We start from the raw sequence: 20,716 nt of genomic DNA, 5'->3' as shown, positions 1-20,716 counted from the left end.
ATACTAAAAATATTAGCAAAATAAAAAATGTCTTTTATTCTTCTACGGGTTCTAATACCGTGGCTTCCACTTGTTTGATCTCTTGGTCATCAGTTTTTGCCTTTAAATAATTGTGGATTTCGATCTGGGACCTACAGATTGGGTCATCGTTGCGGACATACTCATTGTTCTGTTTGTTGTTCAGGACCCTAGCCTTGACATTATCGCGCAATTGGATTTCGAGCATATCCAAAAGCTCATGTTTTAGCTTTTTACTGCTGATCTTAACTGCAGCCTCAATACGATGATCGAGGTTTCTGGTCATCAGGTCAGCGGAAGAAATATAGGTCAGTTCCTTTCCTGCCGCATAAAAATAGAATACGCGGGCATGTTCCAGGAACTCGTCAACAATGCTTATTGCATTGTATGGAACTGCAAATTTTCGCTGGTTCACTGCACAGAATATCCCTCTAACGATTAAATCCACCTGAACTCCCGCAGAAGAAGCCTCATAGATCTTTTTGATAGATTCCTTATCACTCAGCGAATTGATCTTAATGATAATTCGTGCTGGCCTTCCTGCCTTTGCCTCTGCAATTTCCTTGTCGATCAGGGCCGATAATTGCAATCTCATATCAAAAGGGCAGATCATCAGATGTTTATTGTGATGGATCTGTTGTTCTATTGGGACCTTCGGTTTTTGCAGAGCATTGAAAATCTTGTTGATGTCAGCCATTACACCCTTGTTGCTGGTCATCAGGCAATAATCTCCATATAATTTGGCGGTCTTTTCATTGATATTGCCCGTGCTCACAAAACCATACTGAATGGTCTTGTTCTGTACCCTTTTTTTGATGATACAAAGTTTGGCATGTACTTTCTTGTTTGGCACGCCAACCAAGACTTTTACCCCCTCCATCTCAAAGCGCTCCTTCCACTCCAGGTTATGCTCTTCATCAAATCTTGCACGTAGTTCCAGCATAACCGTAACTTCCTTGCCATTTCTTGCCGCATTGACTAGGGCATTGGCAATCTTGGAATTGCTGGCCATCCTATAGATGGTAGTCTTGATCGATTTTACATCGGGATCCATCGCCGCTTCACGCAATAGATCAATCATCGGACGGAACTCATGGTAAGGGAAGGAGAGTAGGACATCTTTCTTCTGTATAATGTCGGTTACTCGGTCCAGCCCCGTGAAATCGGGATGTTCAAATGATCGGCGTTCTTCCGGTTTCTGATAGGACTTGAACACATCTGGGAAATCCATGAAGTGTTTAAAGTTATGGATCTTCTGACCTGGAATGATGGAGTCCTTCTTGCTAAAGTTCAATTTCTTGATCAATAGATCCAATAACTTAGGGTCCATTTCCTGATCGAAAACAAATCTGGTCGGTTTACCCTTCCTTCTGGTCTTGATTCCTTTACTGATTTTATCCGCAAAAGAAGTGTTGACATCGTTATCTAAATCAAACTCGGCATCTTTGGTTACCTTAAAGGTGTTTGCCACAAACTCATCAAACCCAAAGTAGGAGAATATATACGGTAGGTTTACCTTGACAATATCCTCTACCAGGATAATGTCCTTTTGGTTTTTTGCCGAAGGCAAGATTACAAATCGCCCAAGTTGACGGGATGGAAGTTCGATAATGGCAAATTTGGTGTCATATTGCCAATCATCTTTATACATGGCAATCCCTAGGTATAGACTTTTGTCCCTTAAGTACGGCATAGGCTTACTCTCATCCAATATCAAAGGAATAATATTGGTTTCCACCTCTTCATCAAAATAATTCTTGACAAACTCCAATTGGGTAGGACTTAAGTCCTCTGCAGACTTGATATAGACCTTTTGTTTGGCCATTTCTCGCTGCACTTGGTTCCAGATCTTGTCAAACTTCCGCTGTTGCTTGATCACGATTTCCGTAATCTTCTCCAGAATGATCGCTGGAGCTTTGTAGAAATAGCCATTGGACTCCTTCGTGTTTATTTCAGCTGCCCTTTTTAGTGCGGCTACCCGAACCCTGAAAAATTCATCGAGATTATTGGAAAAGATTCCCAAAAACTTAATTCTTAAATGTAAGGGGACTGTTGGATCCGCAGCTTCTTGTAAAACTCGACCATTAAAACTTAACCAACTAATATCTCTCGGGATAAACTTGCTTGCCATTTCTCTATCTATCATCATAGCTCAAAGATGTTCGAGCTTTATTTGGTAAAAGTTAATAAATTAATATCAAATTATTAAATAATCAGGGAAGACAAAAGATATTAATTTAATCTAAGGGTCTCTACCTCTTTAGCCTCTCTAAACTTGATTTTTATAACTATTTGCCAGATTTTAACTTGAACTTTTTATGTATTTACGGATTAATAATTACCTTCAATTAATTGTCGGTTAAAATTAGATAAAATAACTGTAAATAATAATTAATAAATAAACTATTTAGTAACATGGTGAGGGATTGGTCAATAATTTTCGAATAACATAGGGAGTTATAAAACTGACAAAATAAAAGAGCATCCAAGAAAACCTGGATGCTGTCATTACTACTATAATCGCAATAAATAAAATGCAATTTAACAACAGCTATTTTCCTGCTTTAATGAATTTAAGAATGGCCTTTGCATCCAATAAACATCTTTAGGTTAAATTATTGTTTGTTAAATATTTTATTTTTATAAATTTATAAATAAATAATTATAAAAGAAAAAATATTTACGTAAAACAACAAAAGCTGCTATGATTAAACATTGCAGCTTTTGTTGTTTTATTTTTTAATGGTTTATTTGCTTACTCCTCGACGACTCAAGATATTGATGGCCTCATATTTACTGTTGTCATAGTGGGGGTCTTCGAGCTGAAGACTGGTTGGATATGGCTTACTCTTGTCAAAGAAATAAATCTTCGTCACGCTGCCATAATCATTCACAGGGAACAGATCTGCACACTTATCGTATTGTGCGTTCAATTGATCCTTCACTGTAACAGCGTAGATCCTGATTATCCCACCCTTATTGTTTTCATTGCGCACAAATGCTACCTCTTCAAATCCACCGGGTAGGTCCTCAATGGAGGGTTGGGAATAGGCATCATATATGAAATATCCCAAAATCAAGATCAAGGGGATGGCAATAAACCATATTTTCTTCTTTTTTTTCTCCATTATAGAGTGATCTTTACGCCTAATAGTTTATAGAATTCCTTCAGGATGTTCTGATGGCCAGGCCATGCTGGTGAGGTAACTAGGTTTCCGTCAACTACTGCTTGGTCTGCCGGAATGTTTTTCCAAGTGCCACCTGCCAACTCGATATCCGGACCTACGGCTACATATGCCGTTAAAGTCCTTCCTTGCAATACTTTTGCAGCGGTCAAGACCTGTATACCATGGCAGATTGCTGCAACAGGTTTTTCTTTATCAAAAAAGTCCTTTGTAATCTCCAGGACGCGTTTATTCAAACGGATATATTCTGCCGAACGTCCACCTGCAATATACAGTCCGTCATAATCTTCGGTATTGATCGAATCAAAATCTTTGTTGATTGCAAAGTTATGTCCTCTCAATTCCTTATAAGTTTGATCTCCCGTGAAATCATGGACTGCTGTAGGGACTACATCGCCTTTTTTGCGGTCAGGAGCTACGGTATCCACTTCGATTCCAACAGACTCCATTGCTTGAAAAGGAACCATTGCTTCATAGTCCTCTACGTAATCACCAACTAATAATAATACTTTCTTTGCCATAATATTGAAAATTTAATTTTACTGTTGTCTTTTATTGATAATCTCAGCCATCAGCCGTTTCGTCTTTCTGACTTTTGCCTCCAATTGGCTCCTCAATACATTGCTAATAACACCTTTTCCCTCCTCAAAGTTTTTGCTGAATTCAGGCAGGGAGAAGGTCTCCAAAACTTGGGCAGCATCCCTTGGCATCCTTGCTTCTGCTATTTCCAAAACGGACTGTCCGCCACGGGCACCCTGACTGGTCGCTAACAGAAAAACCGGTTTCTCAGGAAATACCTTTCTGCCCTTGATCCTGGAAATCCAATCGATCAGGTTCTTGTAGCCCACATTATAATTGCCATTGTTCTCTGCAAATGAGATGATTATGAAGTCCGCCCAGTCAATATGGGCAGCAAATACTGTCGCTGCATCGGGAATGCCGATCTCTTTCTCCAGATCCTTTGAAAATAAGGGTAGTTCAAAATTGTTGATGTCTAAAACAAGGATTTCATCATCAACTTCCTTATAATACTTACTTACACTGTTTACTAATTTTTTATTGATTGAATCTGAACTATTGCTAGCTCCAAAAGCCAATATTTTCATATCCATAAATTTAAGGAATATGAATGAGAATTAGTAGGGAAGGTTGAGATATTGACCAAATATGACATTGAAACAATTGCTGATTAAAGATGATTTTGTCAATTTTTGGCGCCTTCATAAAATTTTATTTTGGAAGTTTGGACCGCTATTTCTTTCGAAATTCATTTTACTCTCATTCGAGACATATTCGGAAAATTCGGAATATGTCTCGAATGAGGTCAAATTGAAGTCCAAAAAACTTAGCTGGAAAACCCAATCATATTTGGGGGTGGATCCTAAAAATCTGTAGGAATAAATTCTGTAAATCAGGTTAGTTTAATGACTAACTGAAATTTTATGTTTTTGCAACAGCCCCGGTAAACTGACCAAGCTAAATTTAGCAGCCTTGATTTTGTTTTGGTCTGGATCGAGCTGTAGGTTTTGAGATCCTCGGAAATCGACCTTTTCAAGGTTGCTATTGAAAAACTGGCTTCCACCTAAATCCGAACCCTCAAAACTGCCATTGCTTAATTGGGCATTTTCAAAATCTACCTGCTGCAACCTGCAGTTAATGAATTTTGTCCCTTTGATATTGCAATTGAAGAAGGAGCTGTGATCTAATGTACAGCCTTCAAACTGTAATTGCAAGTTAAATGGATTGGCGCTGTCAAAACGCATCCCCAGCAATTTGCAGTTTTTGAACTTACAGTCCTGGAAACTGGTTTGCTCTATCTTGGATAGGGAAAGATTGCACTCGGTAAATATACAATCTATAAACTTAACTTCGTTTAGGTTCAGGCCTTCAAAATTGCATTGTTCAAACCTGCAATATTCATACTCTGCCTTTATGAATGTGTTCTCTTGAAAATTGATATTTTTGAAGGTCTGATCTTCAAAGTATTCCATGCTTAATTATATTTTTATTAACTCAATCGTTTAGGATCTCTTTACGGATTCGGCTTAGGGAACTGTCTGTTACCCCGAGGTAAGAGGCTATATATTTTAGTGGAGCCTGTTGGATAATCTGCGGCTTTTCTTCCATCAGGTGCAGGTAGCGCATCTTTGCAGGTTCGGTGATCATCTCGGTTGCTCTTTTCTTGCTGAGGTAGAGCTCAAAGGCCATCCATGCACGGCCCCATTCCCGAAAGGCTGGAATCTTATGGAAAAGGTCTTGAAATGTTTCATAATCGATTTTCCAAAGACAGCAATCGGTAAGGCATTGGATATATTCTTGGGTCGGTATCCTTTGGAAAATAGAAGCTACTTCGATGACCACTTCATTCTTTCCTGAAAAACCCGTGGTTATTTCATTTCCGTCATAGTCATAGAGATAGGTTCGTACGAGACCGTCCTCCAAAATATAATATTCATTGGCTACCTGACCTTTTTCCAGGATAAAATCTCCTTTGGTCAAGTTTATTTTTTCGTGAGCATGATAAATCTGATCTAAATCTGCTGCTTCTAGTAGTGGATGTTGATAGGCGTATTTTAATACTTCCATTGTTGGAAATTTATTCTACCAATATAAAGAAAAGCCTTGATAACTAAAATGGATCTTTGACTTCAAATTGGACCAAGGCCTTGGTCATGGGATGAACAAATTGAATAAAAGCGGCATGCAGGTGCAGGCGATCTGCACGCTTCCCATAGAGATCATCGCCGATTATGGCACAGTTTAAGCCTTTTGCATGCGCGGAATGCACCCTTAATTGATGGGTCCTGCCTGTCAAAGGAAAATAATGGATCCGGGTTTTATTACCTTCAATACTGACTACTTTATATTTTGTTTGCGCAGGTTTTCCATGTTCGTAACAAACTACCTGCCTTGGGCGATCATCTAAGTCAACACGTAAGGGGAGGTCAATCAACCCTTCTTTCCCTTCAATAAGTCCATCCAATAATGCCGTATATCTCTTTTTAACGGTATGTTTGATGAATTGATCCTGGATAAACTGATGGGCATCCTTACTTTTGGCTAGGACTAAGATTCCCGAAGTGGACATATCCAAGCGATGGATAATCCATGGGCTATCAATTTCGGGATATCTGTTTTGGATTCGAGTCTGTACACTGTCTTTTACATTGATTCCGGGAACCGAAAGAAATTCTGCAGGTTTGTTGACCACTATGATGGCTTCATCCTCATAAATAATTTCCAATTCCTTGTCAGCTGCTGGGTTTTCAAGCATAGGATTATCATCTACATCCAAACCAACGAGCATATGTTCAAGAATGGGTTCACACTTGCCACGGCATGCCGGATAGTAGTTTTGGTGCTTGCGGACTTCCAGGTTAGGAGAGGATCCCCACCAAAATTCAGCCATACAGATCGGTGTTAAATGATGGTTGAAGGCATATTGCAGTAATTTCGGTGCAGCACATTCACCCGCACCAGCAGGAGGCTGGATATTTTTGCTTTCATTAAATATGGCAATGACCGATTTGGACTCCTGTCTTGCATTCAAGAAGTGGTATTGATCAAAAAGTTGGTTTTGGAGATTCGAAGACCTAGATTTTCGTTCTGCCTTTAGCTCTTCTATTTGATCGAGGATATGGTTTAGTGCATCCTCAGCCAGCTTGATTTGCTGAGAAGACTTTTCTTTCTGTACATCATAATGGTGTTGATCCCTATAGCTTTGTTTGATTAAGTCCTCCAAAAGTTCCTGATATGTTTGCTCAGGCAGACAGGCTTGCTGGGTTATCCTACTTTCTTTGCGTTCCGTCTTGTTCTTCTTATGTAGTTTCCTCAGCTCTGATAGGATCTGTTCCTCATGTTTTTTGCATTGGACCAAGTTTTCCCTTAGCTCTTTTAATTCAGTCGAGTTTTGAAGGGCCTCTATGTATCTATTGATCTGGTTGATGTGCTCTTCTTCTTTTAGAAAGAAGCCTTGGGGATCAAGCATATCGAAAATAGGAGGGACAAAGTACCTATGTTTATTGCTGCCAGCCATTTTTCCTGAAACTGCGGCTAGAAAGCCTAGATTTCCTGCTTGATCCTGCACAACCAGGACCCCGAACATTTTCCCGATGACCAATCCTTCTTGACCATCCTTCAAACCGAAATTATGAATGAAATCATCTTGGACGGCTAAGTATTCTTGTACTTGCTCAGCAGCCATTATGCTCAGTTCATGCGGGTCATAACAAAAAGGAAAGGTAAAACGCAATGGAAGTTCAATTCCTGTTGTATCTTTTTGAAAATGATGGAAGTAGGGGACTGAAGTAGACATTCTTAAATTTTGCAAAGGACAAAAATAATAATAGTTCGGATAAGGCAAGGATTTATCGACTTTTTTATGACAATAAACTCCCTGAAATCGGCCTTAATCCCTCAAAAAATGGCTATATTGTTAATGTTAAAATTAGAAAGCTCATATGGAGAAATCAGTACAACTTGCCCATTCCGATTTACATATTGTACCGATAATTTTCGGTGGTAATGTCTTCGGATGGACTTTGGATGAACAGCAGTCCTTTAAGATCATGGACAGTTTTGTGGATATGGGATTTGATGCCATCGATACGGCAAACAACTATTCCCATTGGGTTCCAGAAAACATAGGTGGCGAGTCTGAAACCATTATTGGAAATTGGTTCAAAGAAAGAAAAAATAGGGATAAAATTGTCTTGATGACTAAAGTCGGTGGACGGTTTGGCTATGATAGCCAGAAAAATACGAAAGCCTCCTACATCAAGGAACAGGTCGAACTGTCTTTAAAAAGGCTTCAGACTGATTATATCGACTTATATCAAACGCATTATGATGATACCAGCACTCCGGTCGAAGAGACCTTAAGGGCATACGACGATTTAATTAAAGAAGGAAAGGTAAGGTACATCGGAGCTTCGAATATATCAACGGAGCGCCTAATCGAGAGTTTAGATACCTCTTCCAAGCTCTCTTTACCTGCCTATATCTCTTTACAGCCCGAATACAATCTTTATGATCGGGAGAAATATGAACATGAATATGAGGCCACCGCAAAGGAGTACGGTCTAGCGGTTATTCCTTATTATTCTCTGGCCAGTGGATTCTTATCAGGGAAATACCTTACGGATGATGATTTTTCGAAGTCCGCAAGGGGAGAGGGTATTGAAAAACGCTATTGGAATGAACGCGGAAAAAGGATTGTCGCAGCATTGAACGAGGTAGCCTCTGCATACAGAACTTCTGCTTCTTCAGTTGCCTTAGCGTGGCTATTGGCCCAACCAACCATTACTGCACCAATTGCAAGTGCTACAAAAGATGCCCATTTACAGAGTTTTGTTGCTGCATTGCAATTGAGGCTAGGCGAAGAAGCAATTGAAAAACTAAATGACGCTAGTCGTTATTAATATATATTAAACATAAAATTAAAAGCTATGAAAACAGATATCGGAATAAAAGAACAAGACACTAAAGTAGTTGCAGGAATTTTGAACAAACTTGTGGCTGATGAAAATGTGCTGTATACCAAAGTCAGGAATGCACATTGGAATGTGGAAGGTCCGGACTTCCATGCCCAGCATATCTTCTTTGAAGAGCTCTATTCGGAATTGGCTGAAATAATCGATGAGGTTGCAGAGCGTGTTCGTGCCATCGGTCACTATGCCGTAGGAACATTGAAAGAATTCCTGGAGCTTACCCAGCTGACTGAAATGAAATATAAAAAGAATGATAGTCAGGGTTTTATTTCAGAATTGTTGAATGATTACGAGAGCTTGATTATCTCTTTAAGGGAAGATATTAAGTTAGCTGAGGAGCATAATGATGCTGGTACAGAGGACTTTCTGGTTGGCTTGTTGGAGAAACATGAAAAAACTGCTTGGATGTTGAGATCGCATTTGAGATAAGCTAAATTTAAAAAGCTCTGGATCATTGGAATCCAGATGGACAATTTTACGAAAGCACCCATAGGGGTGCTTTTTGTTTTTTGCTGTTATTTTTTAGTTTTCTAGTTTAGAATGGTTAATTTCAAAAAATTATTCTCCGCTGGATCAAATGATAGAAGAATTAGTAGAATTTCTTGGAAAACAGAGTGCCGTAGTTGCTGCATTATTTGCTGGATTGTTTACTTGGGGTGTAACAGCCTTGGGAGCCGCCAGCGTATTTATATTTAAAGGGGTAAATAAAAGATTGCTGAACGGGATGCTCGGTTTTACGGGCGGGGTAATGATTGCAGCAAGTTTCTGGTCACTATTGGCGCCAGCCATTGAAATGAGTTCAGGGGAAGGTTTCAGCAAGGTTATGCCATCGGCAATCGGATTTGTCCTGGGGGCACTTTTCATCTTTGGCTTAGATAAGCTGATGCCCCATCTTCACCTTAACTTCTTGAAATCTGAAGGTCCAAAATCCTCCTTGCACCGTACTACCTTATTGACCATTGCGATAGCCTTACATAATATTCCTGAAGGTTTGGCGGTCGGGGTTTTATTTGGTGGTGCAGCCTCTGGAGTTCCTGAAGCGAGCATCACAGGGGCGGTCCTATTGGCCATGGGTATCGGCTTGCAGAACTTTCCTGAAGGTGTTGCAGTATCCATGCCCTTACGCAGAATGGGCCTATCAAGATGGAAAAGTTTCCAATACGGACAGCTTTCAGCAGTGGTAGAGCCAATTTTTGCCGTCCTAGGAGCCTTTGCCGTTGGTTTCTTTATGCCAGTTCTCCCATATGCACTTTCTTTTGCCGCTGGAGCGATGTTGTTCGTCGTTATTGAAGAAGTTATTCCAGAAACACAACAGGAAGAACACTCCGATATTCCGATCCTTGGATTTGTGTTGGGTTTTGTAGTGATGATGGTGTTGGATGTGGCTTTGGGCTAGATTAGGACATTAGAAAATAGACACAAGACCATATCACGCTTGGTAGGGACTTATTGAATAAGCCAGTTAGGCAATGTCATAAAGTTTAGTTTTTTCTGTCATCGTAAGTTTGAGAAAGTATAATTGGAGAAATGCTAACTTTCCGAATCAAAGCCAACCATCATGGTATTAGTGTACAGTTCCTTGACCTTCGGTCAAGGATGACAGGGTCGGCGTTTTTTCAGTCATGCTGAAGTACGAAGCATCTCGGAGAAATGTGAGCTTTCAAAATCTAAGACAACCATCATAACATTGACCTACAGTTTCTTGACCTTCGGTCAAGGATGACAGGATCGGCAGGAGGGGAACCGTACAGATTCTTCACGAATTGTTCAGAATCAGAGATGCAATAAAGAGGGATTCAGAGCACAGCGAAGAATCTATTTTTTTGATTTATTTAAGGATCGTTGTCATTGCGAATCGCAAGATGAGCAAACTATTTCCTTTCTTCAGGAAGATTCATTAAAAACATTCCATCCACGCTGTGGGTTGGCCATTTTAAATATCTAGATTTTACAAAGATGTCAGCCCCTCTGGGATTTTACTTCTACAGTATCTTAGACTTTCCTTCCTGGTTTAAATGTCTGCGTGCGTATGCATTTACGCCTCTACAGTATTGTAGAGTTCCCATAGCGATATTGGGCCATCCTCTCATCCCTTTCATCCTGGTTCAAACCGAAAAAAAGGGATGACCATCTGATCATCCCTTTTATTATGTTGTATGCCAAACTTAGTTTAGCGCTTCGATTTTAGCTTGCAATTCGGCAGATTTTGCTTCGTCGTTCATAAAATCATAGTAGTTTTTAAGGTTTCTTAAAGCATCTACGTTTTTAGCGTCAAGTTCAACAGCTTTTTCCAAGTAAGGAACCGCTCTTGCGATTTTACCTTTGATAGCTTCTACTTTTTTGTTGTATTCAGCGGCAGGAACTGATTTGTCTTCGTTTAACTTCATCAATTCATCACGACCACCATTCATGATAACTACGGCAGCATTGGTGTTTGCTTCCAGGTAGTTAGGGTCGATCTCGATTGCTTTTTGGTAAGAAGCTAATGCTTTTTCAGGATCTCCTGCAGCACCATAAGCAAGACCTAGGTAGTAGTGAAGGCTTTTGTTCTGTGGGTCTTTTGATAATTGAGACTCGATATCAGATACAATCTTAGCTTCATTTCCAGTGATCAGGTTCAATTCGATGTTCTGAACAACAGCATCGTTATCATTAGGATAAGCCGTTACTGCTTCAGCAGCAGCAGCGATTGCTGATGTAGTATCACCTTTTTGAAGGTATAGTTTAGGAAGGTCCACCATAATTGTTTTATGGCTAGAGTATTCCTTAACCGGAACTAGCTCTTTGTATTTTTCGATGGCCTTGTCGTATTCCTTGTTCTGAACTGCCGCTAGACCGGAATAGAAGGTAAGGGTAGTATCACCAGGAAGGTAAACTAAAGCGTCGCTAAAGTCTGAATAAGCTGTTTTATAATCTTGTTTATCCCAAGCTGCAACACCTTGGTTGAATTTGTATTGACCTAAAGTCTGACCCGCAACAGTGATGTTTTCAGCGTGTTTTTTGTCTTTGTCAAGTTCAGTAGCTTTTTTGATTGCGTCTTGCGCTTTGGCAGCGTCTTCTGCATTCTTGTCTAAGCTAGCTAAGTTTGAGTAAACTAGGGCATAATATGTCCATGCTTCTGGATCATCTTTCGTTTTGTCATGTACTACTGCAGCATCGATTGCTTCTTTTGCAGCAGTAAGGTTTGATTTACCTAATTCAGCAGAACCTGCTCCCTTAAGTTCTTCAAACTTTACAATTGCAGCTTTTGCTTTTTTCACATTGCCCGACTGTGCGAAAAGGGCAGTGGAACTGGTTGCAAAAAGCAATCCTACAAATAATATCGATTTTCTTAAATTCATATCTATTTATTGTTTGTTTAATTTGTAAGTTGGTTTAACAAAAGATTCACTCGGTCTAATTGAGCTTCGTCTTCAGTCTTTTGATAGAATAAAGCTAAGGATTTCAAAGCATTTATTTCATAAGGCTTAATTTCATTTGCTTTTAGCAAATAATTTTGGGCATTATATTGTGCTTCTTGATTTTCATTATCCTTCAAGAAAGTATTCAAGTTGATTAGACCTAGGGCTAGATTAGACTCATAGTTATTTGGGTCCAATTCAAGTACTTTCTCATAATATGTCTTAGCTATCTCTAAATTATTGGCATTTTCATTTGCATATCCTGCCAAGTAATTTAATTCTATATTTTCCGGCTCGAGTTTGATGGCCTGTTCAATAATAGGAACGATGGCATCATATGCATCACTTTTTGCATATTTATCGATCAGCAAGAACAGCAAAGCTTTGTCATCAGCATATTTGGTCCTTCCTTCTTCCAAGGTTGAGAGCGCTTGTTGCTTCTCATCCAGTTGGTCGTATAGATTGGCCAATTCGATATACTGGTTTGGAGTCATGTTACCAGCTTCATGGATCTTTCCATAATACTTGATGGCTTCCTCCGGTTTACCTGCTTTGCTGGCTAAAAGTGCTAAATTGTAGGTTACATCTCCACTTTTGGCATCTAAGGCATCAACCTTGCTGAAATCTGCAAATGCTTCGTCAAACTTTTTGTTTTCTAGTGATTTGTTTGCGCGATAAATCAGTGCAGCAGCCAAATTTTGGTTGACATAGCTTATTTCTCCAGAGTATCCCGGTCTGTCTTTCTTATCGATCTTATCCATCGTCTGATAAGTCAGATCGATAGGGTCAGCATTCAACTTAATGGTCCTTGCAGAATCTGCATAAGCAATTGAACTCAAAACCATGGCTCTTAAGACATTCACGCGCGTTTTGGAAGAGTCGCGTCTTGTCTTGTAGATATTGTCGATTTGTTTCCTGGCATTATCAAGGTTGGCGATGTTACCAGTTTGGGTGTATAATGCAAAGGCATTGCTGGCTTCTTTATAAGCCGATTGTCCGAAAGCACTATTGGCACCCAATAGTAATATAGCTCCTAAAGCACTTGAAATATATCTATTCTTGTTCTTCATTCTCCGTGTTAGCTGATTCATTGTCTGTTGAGTTTTCTGCTCCTTCAGCACCTTCAACGTCAAATTCCTCTTCTTCCTCTTGTCTTTCAACTTTGGTCACTGATGCAATTTCGTCGTTGTCTTTCAAAGTGATCAATTTCACACCTTGGGTAGCACGACCCATTACACGTAAGCTTTCAACTCCGATACGGATTACAATTCCAGATTTATTGATGATCATCAAATCGTTCTCATCAGTAACACCTTTAATAGCAACCAATTCACCTGTTTTGTCCGTAACGTTGATTGTTTTTACACCTTTACCACCACGATTGGTAATTCTATAATCATCGATATCGGTACGTTTACCGTATCCTTTCTCTGAAACTACCAGTACAGTGGTTTCTTGATTATTAACACTAATCATGCCAACTACCTCATCTTTTTCATGCGCTAAGGTAATACCACGAACACCTGTAGCTGTCCTACCCATCGGTCTTACGGTCGATTCATTGAATCGGATCGCACGACCAGAACGAAGAGCCATGACGATTTCGCTCGTACCATTGGTCAATGTTGCTTCCAATAATTGGTCACCATCATTGATGTTGATCGCATTGATACCATTTGCCCTTGGTCTTGAGTAAGCTTCAAGTGAAGTTTTCTTGATGGTACCTTTCTTAGTACACATGATGATAAAGTTGTTCTCAAGGTATTCTTGGTCCTTCAGGTTGGTTACCTTAATATAGGCCTTGATCTTCTCATCTTTTGGAATATTGATGATATTCTGAAGGGCACGACCTTTAGAAGTACGGCTTCCTTCAGGAATTTCGAATGCCCTTAACCAGAAACATCTACCTGCTTCCGTAAATAACAATAGGTAGTTATGTGCAGATGCTGTAATGATATGTTCCGTAAAGTCTTCATCGCGGGTTGTAGAGCCAATAGCTCCCTTACCACCGCGACCTTGTACACGGTACTCGGTTAATGGAGTACGTTTTACGTAACTGTTGTGGGAGATTGTGATTACTACCTCTTCATCATCGATGAAATCTTCCATACGAAGATCTTCTGCAGAATGAACTATATGAGAACGTCTTTCGTCGCCATATTTTTCTTTCACTTCAATCAGTTCATCTTTAATGATCTTGAAGCGAAGGGATTCATCAGCAAGTACTTCTTTCAAGTATTCGATGGTTTTCATCAACTCAGCATATTCTTCCTTGATCTTGTCGCGTTCCAGTCCTGTCAACCTTCTTAAGGTCATGTCCAAAATGGCTCTAGCTTGGATATCAGAAAGCGCAAAACGCTCCATCAATCCAACACGTGCATCTTCTGGTGTATCTGAATTACGGATCAATTTGATTACCTCGTCTAGGTGATCTAGAGCAATTAGGTAACCTTCAAGGATATGGGCTCTTTTTTCAGCTTCAGCTAATTCAAACTTAGTCCTACGGATAACCACATCATGTCTATGTTCAACGAACTCATGGATCATATCCTTTAAGTTCAACATTTGTGGTCTACCTTTTACTAAGGCAATGTTGTTAACCGAAAAAGAGGTTTGCAAAGCGGTATGCTTATATAGGTTGTTTAGAACCACATTGGCATTCGCATCACGTTTTATTTCATAGATAACGCGGATATCTTTAGAGGATTCATCCCTGATTTCCGAGATACCTTCGATTTTTTTCTCCTGTACCAAATCGGCTGTTCTTTTGATCATATCCGATTTGTTGACTTGGTAAGGGATTTCTGTTACGATGATGATTTCTTTACCTGTCTTTGTGGTTTCGATTTCAGCCTTAGCACGCATCACGATACGGCCACGACCTGTTTCGAAAGCTTCTTTTACTCCATTGTAGCCATAGATCAAACCACCGGTAGGGAAGTCTGGTCCTTTGACATGGGTCATCAATTCAGAGATTTCAATATCTCTATTATCGATATAAGCAATGGTACCATCGATAACTTCGCTCAAGTTGTGCGGAGCCATGTTGGTTGCCATACCTACAGCGATACCAGAAGCACCATTAACAAGAAGGTTAGGGATTCGGGTAGGAAGAACGGTAGGTTCTTCAAGGGAGTCATCAAAGTTTAACTGGAAATCAACGGTGTCTTTGTTAATGTCCGCCAACATTTCTTCGGTAATCTTCCTTAAGCGAGCCTCTGTATAACGCATCGCTGCTGGTGGGTCACCGTCAATCGAACCGTAGTTACCCTGTCCATCGACTAGGGGATAGCGCATGGACCAGTTCTGGGCCATACGGACCATGGTGTCATAAACGGATAAGTCACCGTGTGGGTGGTACTTACCGAGTACATCTCCAACAATACGAGCAGATTTTTTATAAGGTTTACCACTCGTTACCCCAAGGTCTAGCATACCATACAATACACGACGGTGTACTGGTTTCAGACCATCACGGGCATCAGGCAATGCACGCGAAACGATTACCGACATCGAATAATCGATGTAGGCAGATTTCATTTGGTCTTCGATATTGATGGGGATGATCCTGTTTTCAGCAGGAACTAAATTGTTTTCGTTTTCTGTTTCTTCAGCCATTATATTTTGGTTTCAATCAATATAATAAGTGTTATATCTATAAAAGACACGTAACAGGCGAAGATACACATTTTTTTAGGTTTTTGGTACGGATTTCATCATTAAAGATATCCACAATGGAGGCGATTTGTTAATATTTTTCATAAAGTTATTTGTTTAAACAGGTATATTTGTTCAATGAGAGAATGATACCAAATGTCTTTTTAATTTAAGATATTTTAAACAAATATGGATTTTGTTTTAAAAATTTTTAAAAATATTTTACCTTTGGGCATTCAAATTAAGGTCAAACGATTGTTTAATCGTTAACCTCCTAATTTTTAACAAATTATACAAGTCTAATGAAACATAATTTCGGTGCAGGCCCATGTATTTTACCAAAAGAGGTTTTTGAAGAAGCTTCAAGAGCGGTAATTGATTTTAATGGTACAGGTTTATCAATCTTGGAAATTTCGCACCGTTCCAAAGAGTTTGAGGAAGTCGTAATCGAGACTGAGAAATTGGTCCGTGAATTACTGGAAGTTCCTGCTGGATATTCCATTTTATTCCTTCAAGGGGGTGCGAGTCAGCAATTTGCCATGGTTCCTATGAACTTATTGCCTGAAAATGGCAAGGCTTCATACCTAGATACAGGTGTTTGGGCAACAAAAGCTGCCAAAGAAGCTAAAAAAGTAGGACAGGTGGAAATCGTTGCTTCGTCGAGTGACAAAAATTACAACTATATTCCAAAGGATTTTGTAGTGCCATCGGATGCTGCATATTTCCATTACACTTCAAATAATACCATCTACGGAACAGAAGTATTTGAAAAACCTAGCACATCGGTAACAACCGTTGTTGATATGTCTTCTGATATTTTGAGTAGAACAATCAATGTGTCTGAGTTTGGTTTGATCTATGCTGGTGCCCAAAAGAATATGGGTCCTGCAGGTGTTACGTTGGTAATCATCAAAGATGATCTGTTTGCTAAGTCTGGTCGTACCATTCCAACGATCTTTGATTATGAAGCACATGCCAAAGCGGGTTCTATGTACAATACGCCGCCAGTATTCTCCATCTATGTTTCCATGTTGAACCTACGTTGGTTGAAAGCTAAAGGTGGAATTTCGGTAATTGAACAAGAGAACATCATCAAGGCACGTACTTTATACGATGAGATTGACCGCAACCCATTCTTCAAAGGAACGGCAGCCGTGGAAGATCGCTCTAGAATGAACGTGACTTTCGTGATGGATACGCCTGAGTTAGAAGCAGAATTTTTGGCCTTAGCTAAGGAGCGCAATTTAATCGGTATCAAAGGTCACCGTTCTGTTGGTGGATTTAGAGCATCGATCTACAATGCATTGAGCATCAGTTCAATTAATGCATTAGTGGATACGATGAGAGAATTTGAAGAAAAGAAGAAATAATTACTATGAAAATTTTAGCTAACGATGGGATTGATCCTATCGGTAAAAAAATTTTAGAGGATGCGGGCTTTGTAGTGGATACAAACCATATTCCTCAAGATGAATTGATCAATAGATTGAATGAATACGATGCCGTTACGGTACGTAGTGCTACGAAATTACGTCAGCCATTGATCGATGCTTGCCCGAATATCAAGGTTATTGGTAGAGGTGGGGTTGGTATGGACAATATTGATGTGGATTACGCACTTTCAAAAGGTATCGCTGTAGTGAATACGCCAGCGGCATCTTCACATTCAGTTGCTGAATTGGTATTTGCACATCTATTGAATGGTGTTAGGTTCCTATACGATTCTAACCGTAAAATGCCTGTAGAAGGAAACAGCAATTTTGCTGGATTGAAAAAAGCATATGCTGCAGGTTCTGAATTGCAAGGAAAAGTATTGGGTGTTGTTGGTTTTGGCCGTATCGGTCGTGAAACTGCTAAGATCGGTTTAGGATTGGGAATGACGGTGATCTATTCAGATTTGTTTGAAGGACCAAATTCTCTGACTTTAAACTTTGCTGGAGATGTAAGTGTCAATGTCCCTGTTGAGCAGGTTGATATCGATACCATCTTCAAGAAATCAGACTTTATTTCCCTGCACGTTCCATTCACAGACAAGCCTGTTATCGGTAAAGAAGAGTTTGCATTATTGAAAGATGGTGTTGGCTTGGTAAATGCTTCCAGAGGAGGCGTTATTGAAGAGTTAGCTTTGGTGGAAGCGTTGAATTCTGGTAAAGTTGCTTTTGCTGCGCTTGATGTGTTTGATAATGAACCGACTCCAAGAGCGGAAATATTGAATCATCCTAAGGTTTCCTTGACTCCCCATATTGGTGCTGCAACCAATGAGGCGCAAGAACGAATCGGAGAGGAACTAGCCCAGTTATTGATCGATAACTTGAAGAAGTAGTTCTTCCGCATTAAATTATATGCGGCACAAAAGCTTTTATTTGCATTTGTGCCGCTTTTTTTTGTCAAAAGACTTATATTCACAACCTCGTAAAAACAAATAGTTTAAAATAGATATGAAAATTCTAAAATTCGGTGGAACATCCGTAGGGAGTGCTGAACGTATCCAGAGTTTATTGGATATCGTTAATCCCGCAGAGCGTCAGATTGTGGTGCTTTCAGCAGTGGCTGGAACGACAAATGCATTGGTTGAAATCTCTAAAGCTTACTTGAATGGTAAGAAGGATGAAGCCAAGGAATTGATCAAGGAACACAAGAACAAGTACGAAGCTTTAATCAAGGAACTCTTCAGCACTGAGAACGGATATAAGCAGGGTAAGGAATTGATAGATTATCATTTTAACTTAATTGCATCTTTGTCGAACGATCTTTTTACACCTACGGAAGAAAAGATCATCCTGGCACAGGGTGAATTGATGTCCACTACATTGTGGCATCTTTACCTGAGTGAAAAAGGCATAAAATCCGTATTGCTTCCGGCTCTTGATTTTATGAAAATCGACGAGGACAATGAGCCAATGGTTCCATTCATCAAAGAGAAATTGGAAGCGATTTTGGCTGAGCATCCTGATAATAGCTTATTTATCACGCAAGGATATATCTGTAGAAATTCCTTTGGTGAAATCGATAATTTACGTCGTGGTGGATCAGATTATACCGCATCATTGATCGGTGCTGCCATACAAGCCGATGAAATCCAGATCTGGACGGATATCGATGGTATGCATAACAATGATCCTAGAATTGTAAAGGGCACTACGCCGATTGCAGAACTGAGTTTTGACGAAGCTGCCGAGCTGGCCTATTTTGGTGCTAAGATCTTACATCCGCAGAGTGTGTTTCCAGCGCAACGGTATAATGTGCCAGTTCGATTGTTGAACACGATGGACCCCCAAGCTTTTGGAACCTTTATTTCTAAAAACGGTGGACAGAAAGGGTCGATCCGTGCGGTTGCAGCGAAAGATGATATTACGGCAATCCATATCCATTCATCAAGAATGTTGTTAGCATATGGTTTCCTGAGAAAGATCTTTGAAATTTTTGAACGTTATAAAACGCCAATCGATATGATTACCACTTCAGAGGTGGCTGTATCCTTGACAATTGATGATACCAAAAATTTAGATGATATCATCCGTGAAGTGGAAGATTTTGGAAATGTAAGTGTCGATAGAAATCAAACGATCATCTGTGTGGTGGGTGATTTTGGAGCTAATACACATGGTTATGCTGCGCGAGTTTTAGATGCAGTGAAACATTTGCCATTGCGCATGGTTTCTTATGGAGGTTCAGATTACAATGTCTCCATGCTTTTGGATTCTGAGCACAAGGTAGAAGCATTAAGGTCGTTACATAATAGAATTTTTTAAAGAGAATGAACATCAATCAAATTGATTTAGGACGTTTAAACGAATTTGAAACTCCATTTTATTACTATGATCTGGACCTGTTGAATGAAACATTGGACAGGGCCAAGGCGGCAGCTGATAAAAGAGGATTTCATGTTCATTATGCACTAAAAGCTAACTTTAATGACAGGATTTTAGATTTAATCCAATCTAAAGGCTTTGGTGCGGATTGTGTAAGTGGAAATGAGGTTCAAAAATCAATTGATTCTGGTTTTCCTGCCAATCAGATTACCTTCGCTGGTGTTGGAAAATCCGACAAGGAGATTAATTTGGCATTAAGGCATCATATTTTTGCTTTTAATGTGGAATCTATCCAAGAGCTATTGGTAATCAATGAATTGGCGGCTAAACAGAACGTTAAGGCTCAAGTTTCGTTGCGCATTAATCCGAATGTAGATGCCCATACGCACCATTATATCACCACCGGTTTAGATGAAAATAAATTTGGTGTGCCCAATTCTGAATTGGAAAAGGCGGCTTCCGTATTAAGGGAATGTGATCATATTGATCTGTTGGGTCTGCATTTCCATGTAGGTTCGCAGATTACCGATATCAATGTGTTCAAGAGTCTTTGTGTAAAGGTAAATGAGTGGAAGAATTGGTTTGAAGAGCGCGGAACTACCATTAAAGTATTGAACGTAGGTGGTGGGCTAGGCGTGGATTATCATGAACCAGATGCCCATCCTTTTGCTGACTTTGAAGCTTATTTTGATGTATTCGATAAGTTTCTGGAAAGAACTCCGCAACAAGAGGTGCATTTTGAACTGGGCCGTGCTTTGGTAGCACAAGCAGGAACTTTGTTGAGCAGGGTATTGTACACTAAAAGCGGGGTTAAGAAAAACTTTTTGATCCTTGATGCAGGTATGACCGAGCTTATGCGTCCAGCATTGTACCAGGCATTCCATAAAATCGAAAAATTAGGCAAAAACGAGGGTATTGAAAAATTGAACTACGATGTGGTTGGGCCAATCTGTGAGAGCTCAGATTGTTTTGGAAAAGAAGTAACACTTCCTGTTTCAGAACGTGGAGATCTGATCGCTATCCGTACTGCAGGTGCTTATGGCGAAGTAATGGCTTCGAAATATAATCTTAGAGATGAAATCAGGTTTGTGTTTTCTGATGGGATTTGAGATGTGAGATTTGAGATGTGAGATAGTAGAAAGGGATTTTTAGTT

17 protein-coding genes are annotated in these 20,716 nt (G+C 39.7%); 7 read left to right on the top strand and 10 right to left on the bottom strand.

Annotated features, from left to right (window positions below; all coding sequences use genetic code 11):
• Nucleotides 1-34 precede the first annotated feature (34 nt).
• The 7 genes from ppk1 to NLF99_RS06585 all read right to left on the bottom strand — a co-directional run bounded on the left by ppk1 (nt 35) and on the right by NLF99_RS06585 (nt 7,518).
• A complete protein-coding gene (gene ppk1 / locus NLF99_RS06615) occupies nt 35-2,167 on the bottom strand; it encodes a polyphosphate kinase 1 (protein ID WP_214648411.1) in 2,133 nt (710 codons plus the stop codon).
• 598 nt (nt 2,168-2,765) lie between these two features.
• Nucleotides 2,766-3,146, bottom strand: coding sequence for a hypothetical protein (locus NLF99_RS06610; RefSeq protein ID WP_254527270.1), 381 nt, complete (start codon nt 3,144-3,146; stop codon nt 2,766-2,768).
• Nucleotides 3,146-3,724, bottom strand: coding sequence for a DJ-1/PfpI family protein (locus NLF99_RS06605; RefSeq protein ID WP_254527269.1), 579 nt, complete (start codon nt 3,722-3,724; stop codon nt 3,146-3,148). Before NLF99_RS06605 ends, NLF99_RS06610 begins: the two co-directional genes overlap by 1 nt.
• An 18-nt stretch (nt 3,725-3,742) precedes the next feature.
• A complete protein-coding gene (locus NLF99_RS06600) occupies nt 3,743-4,309 on the bottom strand; it encodes an NADPH-dependent FMN reductase (protein ID WP_254527268.1) in 567 nt (188 codons plus the stop codon).
• A 315-nt stretch (nt 4,310-4,624) separates the two neighbouring features.
• Complete coding sequence (locus NLF99_RS06595; RefSeq protein WP_254527267.1) at nt 4,625-5,194, bottom strand: pentapeptide repeat-containing protein; 570 nt, start codon at nt 5,192-5,194, stop codon at nt 4,625-4,627.
• A gap of 22 nt (nt 5,195-5,216) precedes the next feature.
• A complete protein-coding gene (locus tag NLF99_RS06590; RefSeq protein ID WP_254527266.1) occupies nt 5,217-5,789 on the bottom strand; it encodes a Crp/Fnr family transcriptional regulator in 573 nt (190 codons plus the stop codon).
• Between the two features lie 43 nt (nt 5,790-5,832).
• Nucleotides 5,833-7,518: an RluA family pseudouridine synthase gene (locus NLF99_RS06585; protein ID WP_254527265.1), complete on the bottom strand. Its 1,686-nt coding sequence runs from the start codon at nt 7,516-7,518 to the stop codon at nt 5,833-5,835.
• A gap of 145 nt (nt 7,519-7,663) precedes the next feature.
• Between NLF99_RS06585 and NLF99_RS06580 the strand changes: the two genes are divergently transcribed.
• The 3 genes from NLF99_RS06580 to NLF99_RS06570 all read left to right on the top strand — a co-directional run bounded on the left by NLF99_RS06580 (nt 7,664) and on the right by NLF99_RS06570 (nt 10,088).
• Nucleotides 7,664-8,623, top strand: coding sequence for an aldo/keto reductase (locus tag NLF99_RS06580; protein ID WP_254527264.1), 960 nt, complete (start codon nt 7,664-7,666; stop codon nt 8,621-8,623).
• Nucleotides 8,624-8,650: 27 nt separating this feature from the next.
• Nucleotides 8,651-9,121, top strand: coding sequence for a Dps family protein (locus tag NLF99_RS06575; RefSeq protein ID WP_185212218.1), 471 nt, complete (start codon nt 8,651-8,653; stop codon nt 9,119-9,121).
• A gap of 148 nt (nt 9,122-9,269) precedes the next feature.
• Entirely contained in the window at nt 9,270-10,088 is an 819-nt protein-coding gene (locus NLF99_RS06570; RefSeq protein ID WP_185212217.1) for a ZIP family metal transporter, read from the top strand.
• Between the two features lie 769 nt (nt 10,089-10,857).
• On the opposite strand, the gene NLF99_RS06565 is transcribed toward NLF99_RS06570, so the two are convergent.
• Genes NLF99_RS06565 through gyrA form a run of 3 tightly spaced genes read right to left on the bottom strand, consistent with a single transcriptional unit; the run spans nt 10,858 to nt 15,711 of the window.
• Nucleotides 10,858-12,033, bottom strand: coding sequence for a tetratricopeptide repeat protein (locus NLF99_RS06565; RefSeq protein WP_254527263.1), 1,176 nt, complete (start codon nt 12,031-12,033; stop codon nt 10,858-10,860).
• Nucleotides 12,034-12,050: 17 nt separating this feature from the next.
• On the bottom strand, nt 12,051-13,184 hold the full coding sequence (locus tag NLF99_RS06560; protein ID WP_214648410.1) for a lipopolysaccharide assembly protein LapB: 1,134 nt from the start codon (nt 13,182-13,184) through the stop codon (nt 12,051-12,053).
• Nucleotides 13,147-15,711, bottom strand: a complete 2,565-nt coding sequence (gene gyrA, locus NLF99_RS06555) for a DNA gyrase subunit A (RefSeq protein WP_254527262.1) — start codon at nt 15,709-15,711, stop codon at nt 13,147-13,149. The genes NLF99_RS06560 and gyrA overlap by 38 nt, the downstream gene beginning before the upstream one ends.
• 341 nt (nt 15,712-16,052) lie before the next feature.
• Here gyrA and serC point away from each other — a divergent pair, with 341 nt between their 5' ends.
• The 4 genes from serC (at nt 16,053) to lysA (ending at nt 20,671) form a co-directional block, all read left to right on the top strand.
• Nucleotides 16,053-17,120, top strand: coding sequence for a 3-phosphoserine/phosphohydroxythreonine transaminase (gene serC, locus NLF99_RS06550; RefSeq protein WP_185212212.1), 1,068 nt, complete (start codon nt 16,053-16,055; stop codon nt 17,118-17,120).
• Between the two features lie 5 nt (nt 17,121-17,125).
• On the top strand, nt 17,126-18,073 hold the full coding sequence (locus tag NLF99_RS06545) for a D-2-hydroxyacid dehydrogenase (RefSeq protein WP_254527261.1): 948 nt from the start codon (nt 17,126-17,128) through the stop codon (nt 18,071-18,073).
• A 115-nt stretch (nt 18,074-18,188) separates the two neighbouring features.
• On the top strand, nt 18,189-19,502 hold the full coding sequence (locus NLF99_RS06540; protein ID WP_254527260.1) for an aspartate kinase: 1,314 nt from the start codon (nt 18,189-18,191) through the stop codon (nt 19,500-19,502).
• A gap of 5 nt (nt 19,503-19,507) precedes the next feature.
• The gene (gene lysA, locus NLF99_RS06535; RefSeq protein ID WP_254527259.1) at nt 19,508-20,671 is read left to right on the top strand and encodes a diaminopimelate decarboxylase; all 1,164 of its coding nucleotides are present in this window, start codon (nt 19,508-19,510) and stop codon (nt 20,669-20,671) included.
• Nucleotides 20,672-20,716 lie beyond the last annotated feature (45 nt).

It is taken from the genome of Sphingobacterium sp. LZ11T8, assembly GCF_024261425.1.
In the GTDB taxonomy this organism is placed as follows: domain Bacteria; phylum Bacteroidota; class Bacteroidia; order Sphingobacteriales; family Sphingobacteriaceae; genus Sphingobacterium.
Note: the sequence above shows the minus strand (reverse complement) of the source record. Positions and strands in the feature narration are given on the sequence as shown.

What these genes read in the sequence shown, in the direction of transcription:
- ppk1 (WP_214648411.1), bottom strand. Translation starts at nt 2,167, where the DNA reads ATGATGATAGATAGAGAAATGGCAAGCAAGTTTATCCCGAGAGATATT.
- NLF99_RS06610 (WP_254527270.1), bottom strand. Translation starts at nt 3,146, where the DNA reads ATGGAGAAAAAAAAGAAGAAAATATGGTTTATTGCCATCCCCTTGATC.
- NLF99_RS06605 (WP_254527269.1), bottom strand. Translation starts at nt 3,724, where the DNA reads ATGGCAAAGAAAGTATTATTATTAGTTGGTGATTACGTAGAGGACTAT.
- NLF99_RS06600 (WP_254527268.1), bottom strand. Translation starts at nt 4,309, where the DNA reads ATGAAAATATTGGCTTTTGGAGCTAGCAATAGTTCAGATTCAATCAAT.
- NLF99_RS06595 (WP_254527267.1), bottom strand. Translation starts at nt 5,194, where the DNA reads ATGGAATACTTTGAAGATCAGACCTTCAAAAATATCAATTTTCAAGAG.
- NLF99_RS06590 (WP_254527266.1), bottom strand. Translation starts at nt 5,789, where the DNA reads ATGGAAGTATTAAAATACGCCTATCAACATCCACTACTAGAAGCAGCA.
- NLF99_RS06585 (WP_254527265.1), bottom strand. Translation starts at nt 7,518, where the DNA reads ATGTCTACTTCAGTCCCCTACTTCCATCATTTTCAAAAAGATACAACA.
- NLF99_RS06580 (WP_254527264.1), top strand. Translation starts at nt 7,664, where the DNA reads ATGGAGAAATCAGTACAACTTGCCCATTCCGATTTACATATTGTACCG.
- NLF99_RS06575 (WP_185212218.1), top strand. Translation starts at nt 8,651, where the DNA reads ATGAAAACAGATATCGGAATAAAAGAACAAGACACTAAAGTAGTTGCA.
- NLF99_RS06570 (WP_185212217.1), top strand. Translation starts at nt 9,270, where the DNA reads ATGATAGAAGAATTAGTAGAATTTCTTGGAAAACAGAGTGCCGTAGTT.
- NLF99_RS06565 (WP_254527263.1), bottom strand. Translation starts at nt 12,033, where the DNA reads ATGAATTTAAGAAAATCGATATTATTTGTAGGATTGCTTTTTGCAACC.
- NLF99_RS06560 (WP_214648410.1), bottom strand. Translation starts at nt 13,184, where the DNA reads ATGAATCAGCTAACACGGAGAATGAAGAACAAGAATAGATATATTTCA.
- gyrA (WP_254527262.1), bottom strand. Translation starts at nt 15,711, where the DNA reads ATGGCTGAAGAAACAGAAAACGAAAACAATTTAGTTCCTGCTGAAAAC.
- serC (WP_185212212.1), top strand. Translation starts at nt 16,053, where the DNA reads ATGAAACATAATTTCGGTGCAGGCCCATGTATTTTACCAAAAGAGGTT.
- NLF99_RS06545 (WP_254527261.1), top strand. Translation starts at nt 17,126, where the DNA reads ATGAAAATTTTAGCTAACGATGGGATTGATCCTATCGGTAAAAAAATT.
- NLF99_RS06540 (WP_254527260.1), top strand. Translation starts at nt 18,189, where the DNA reads ATGAAAATTCTAAAATTCGGTGGAACATCCGTAGGGAGTGCTGAACGT.
- lysA (WP_254527259.1), top strand. Translation starts at nt 19,508, where the DNA reads ATGAACATCAATCAAATTGATTTAGGACGTTTAAACGAATTTGAAACT.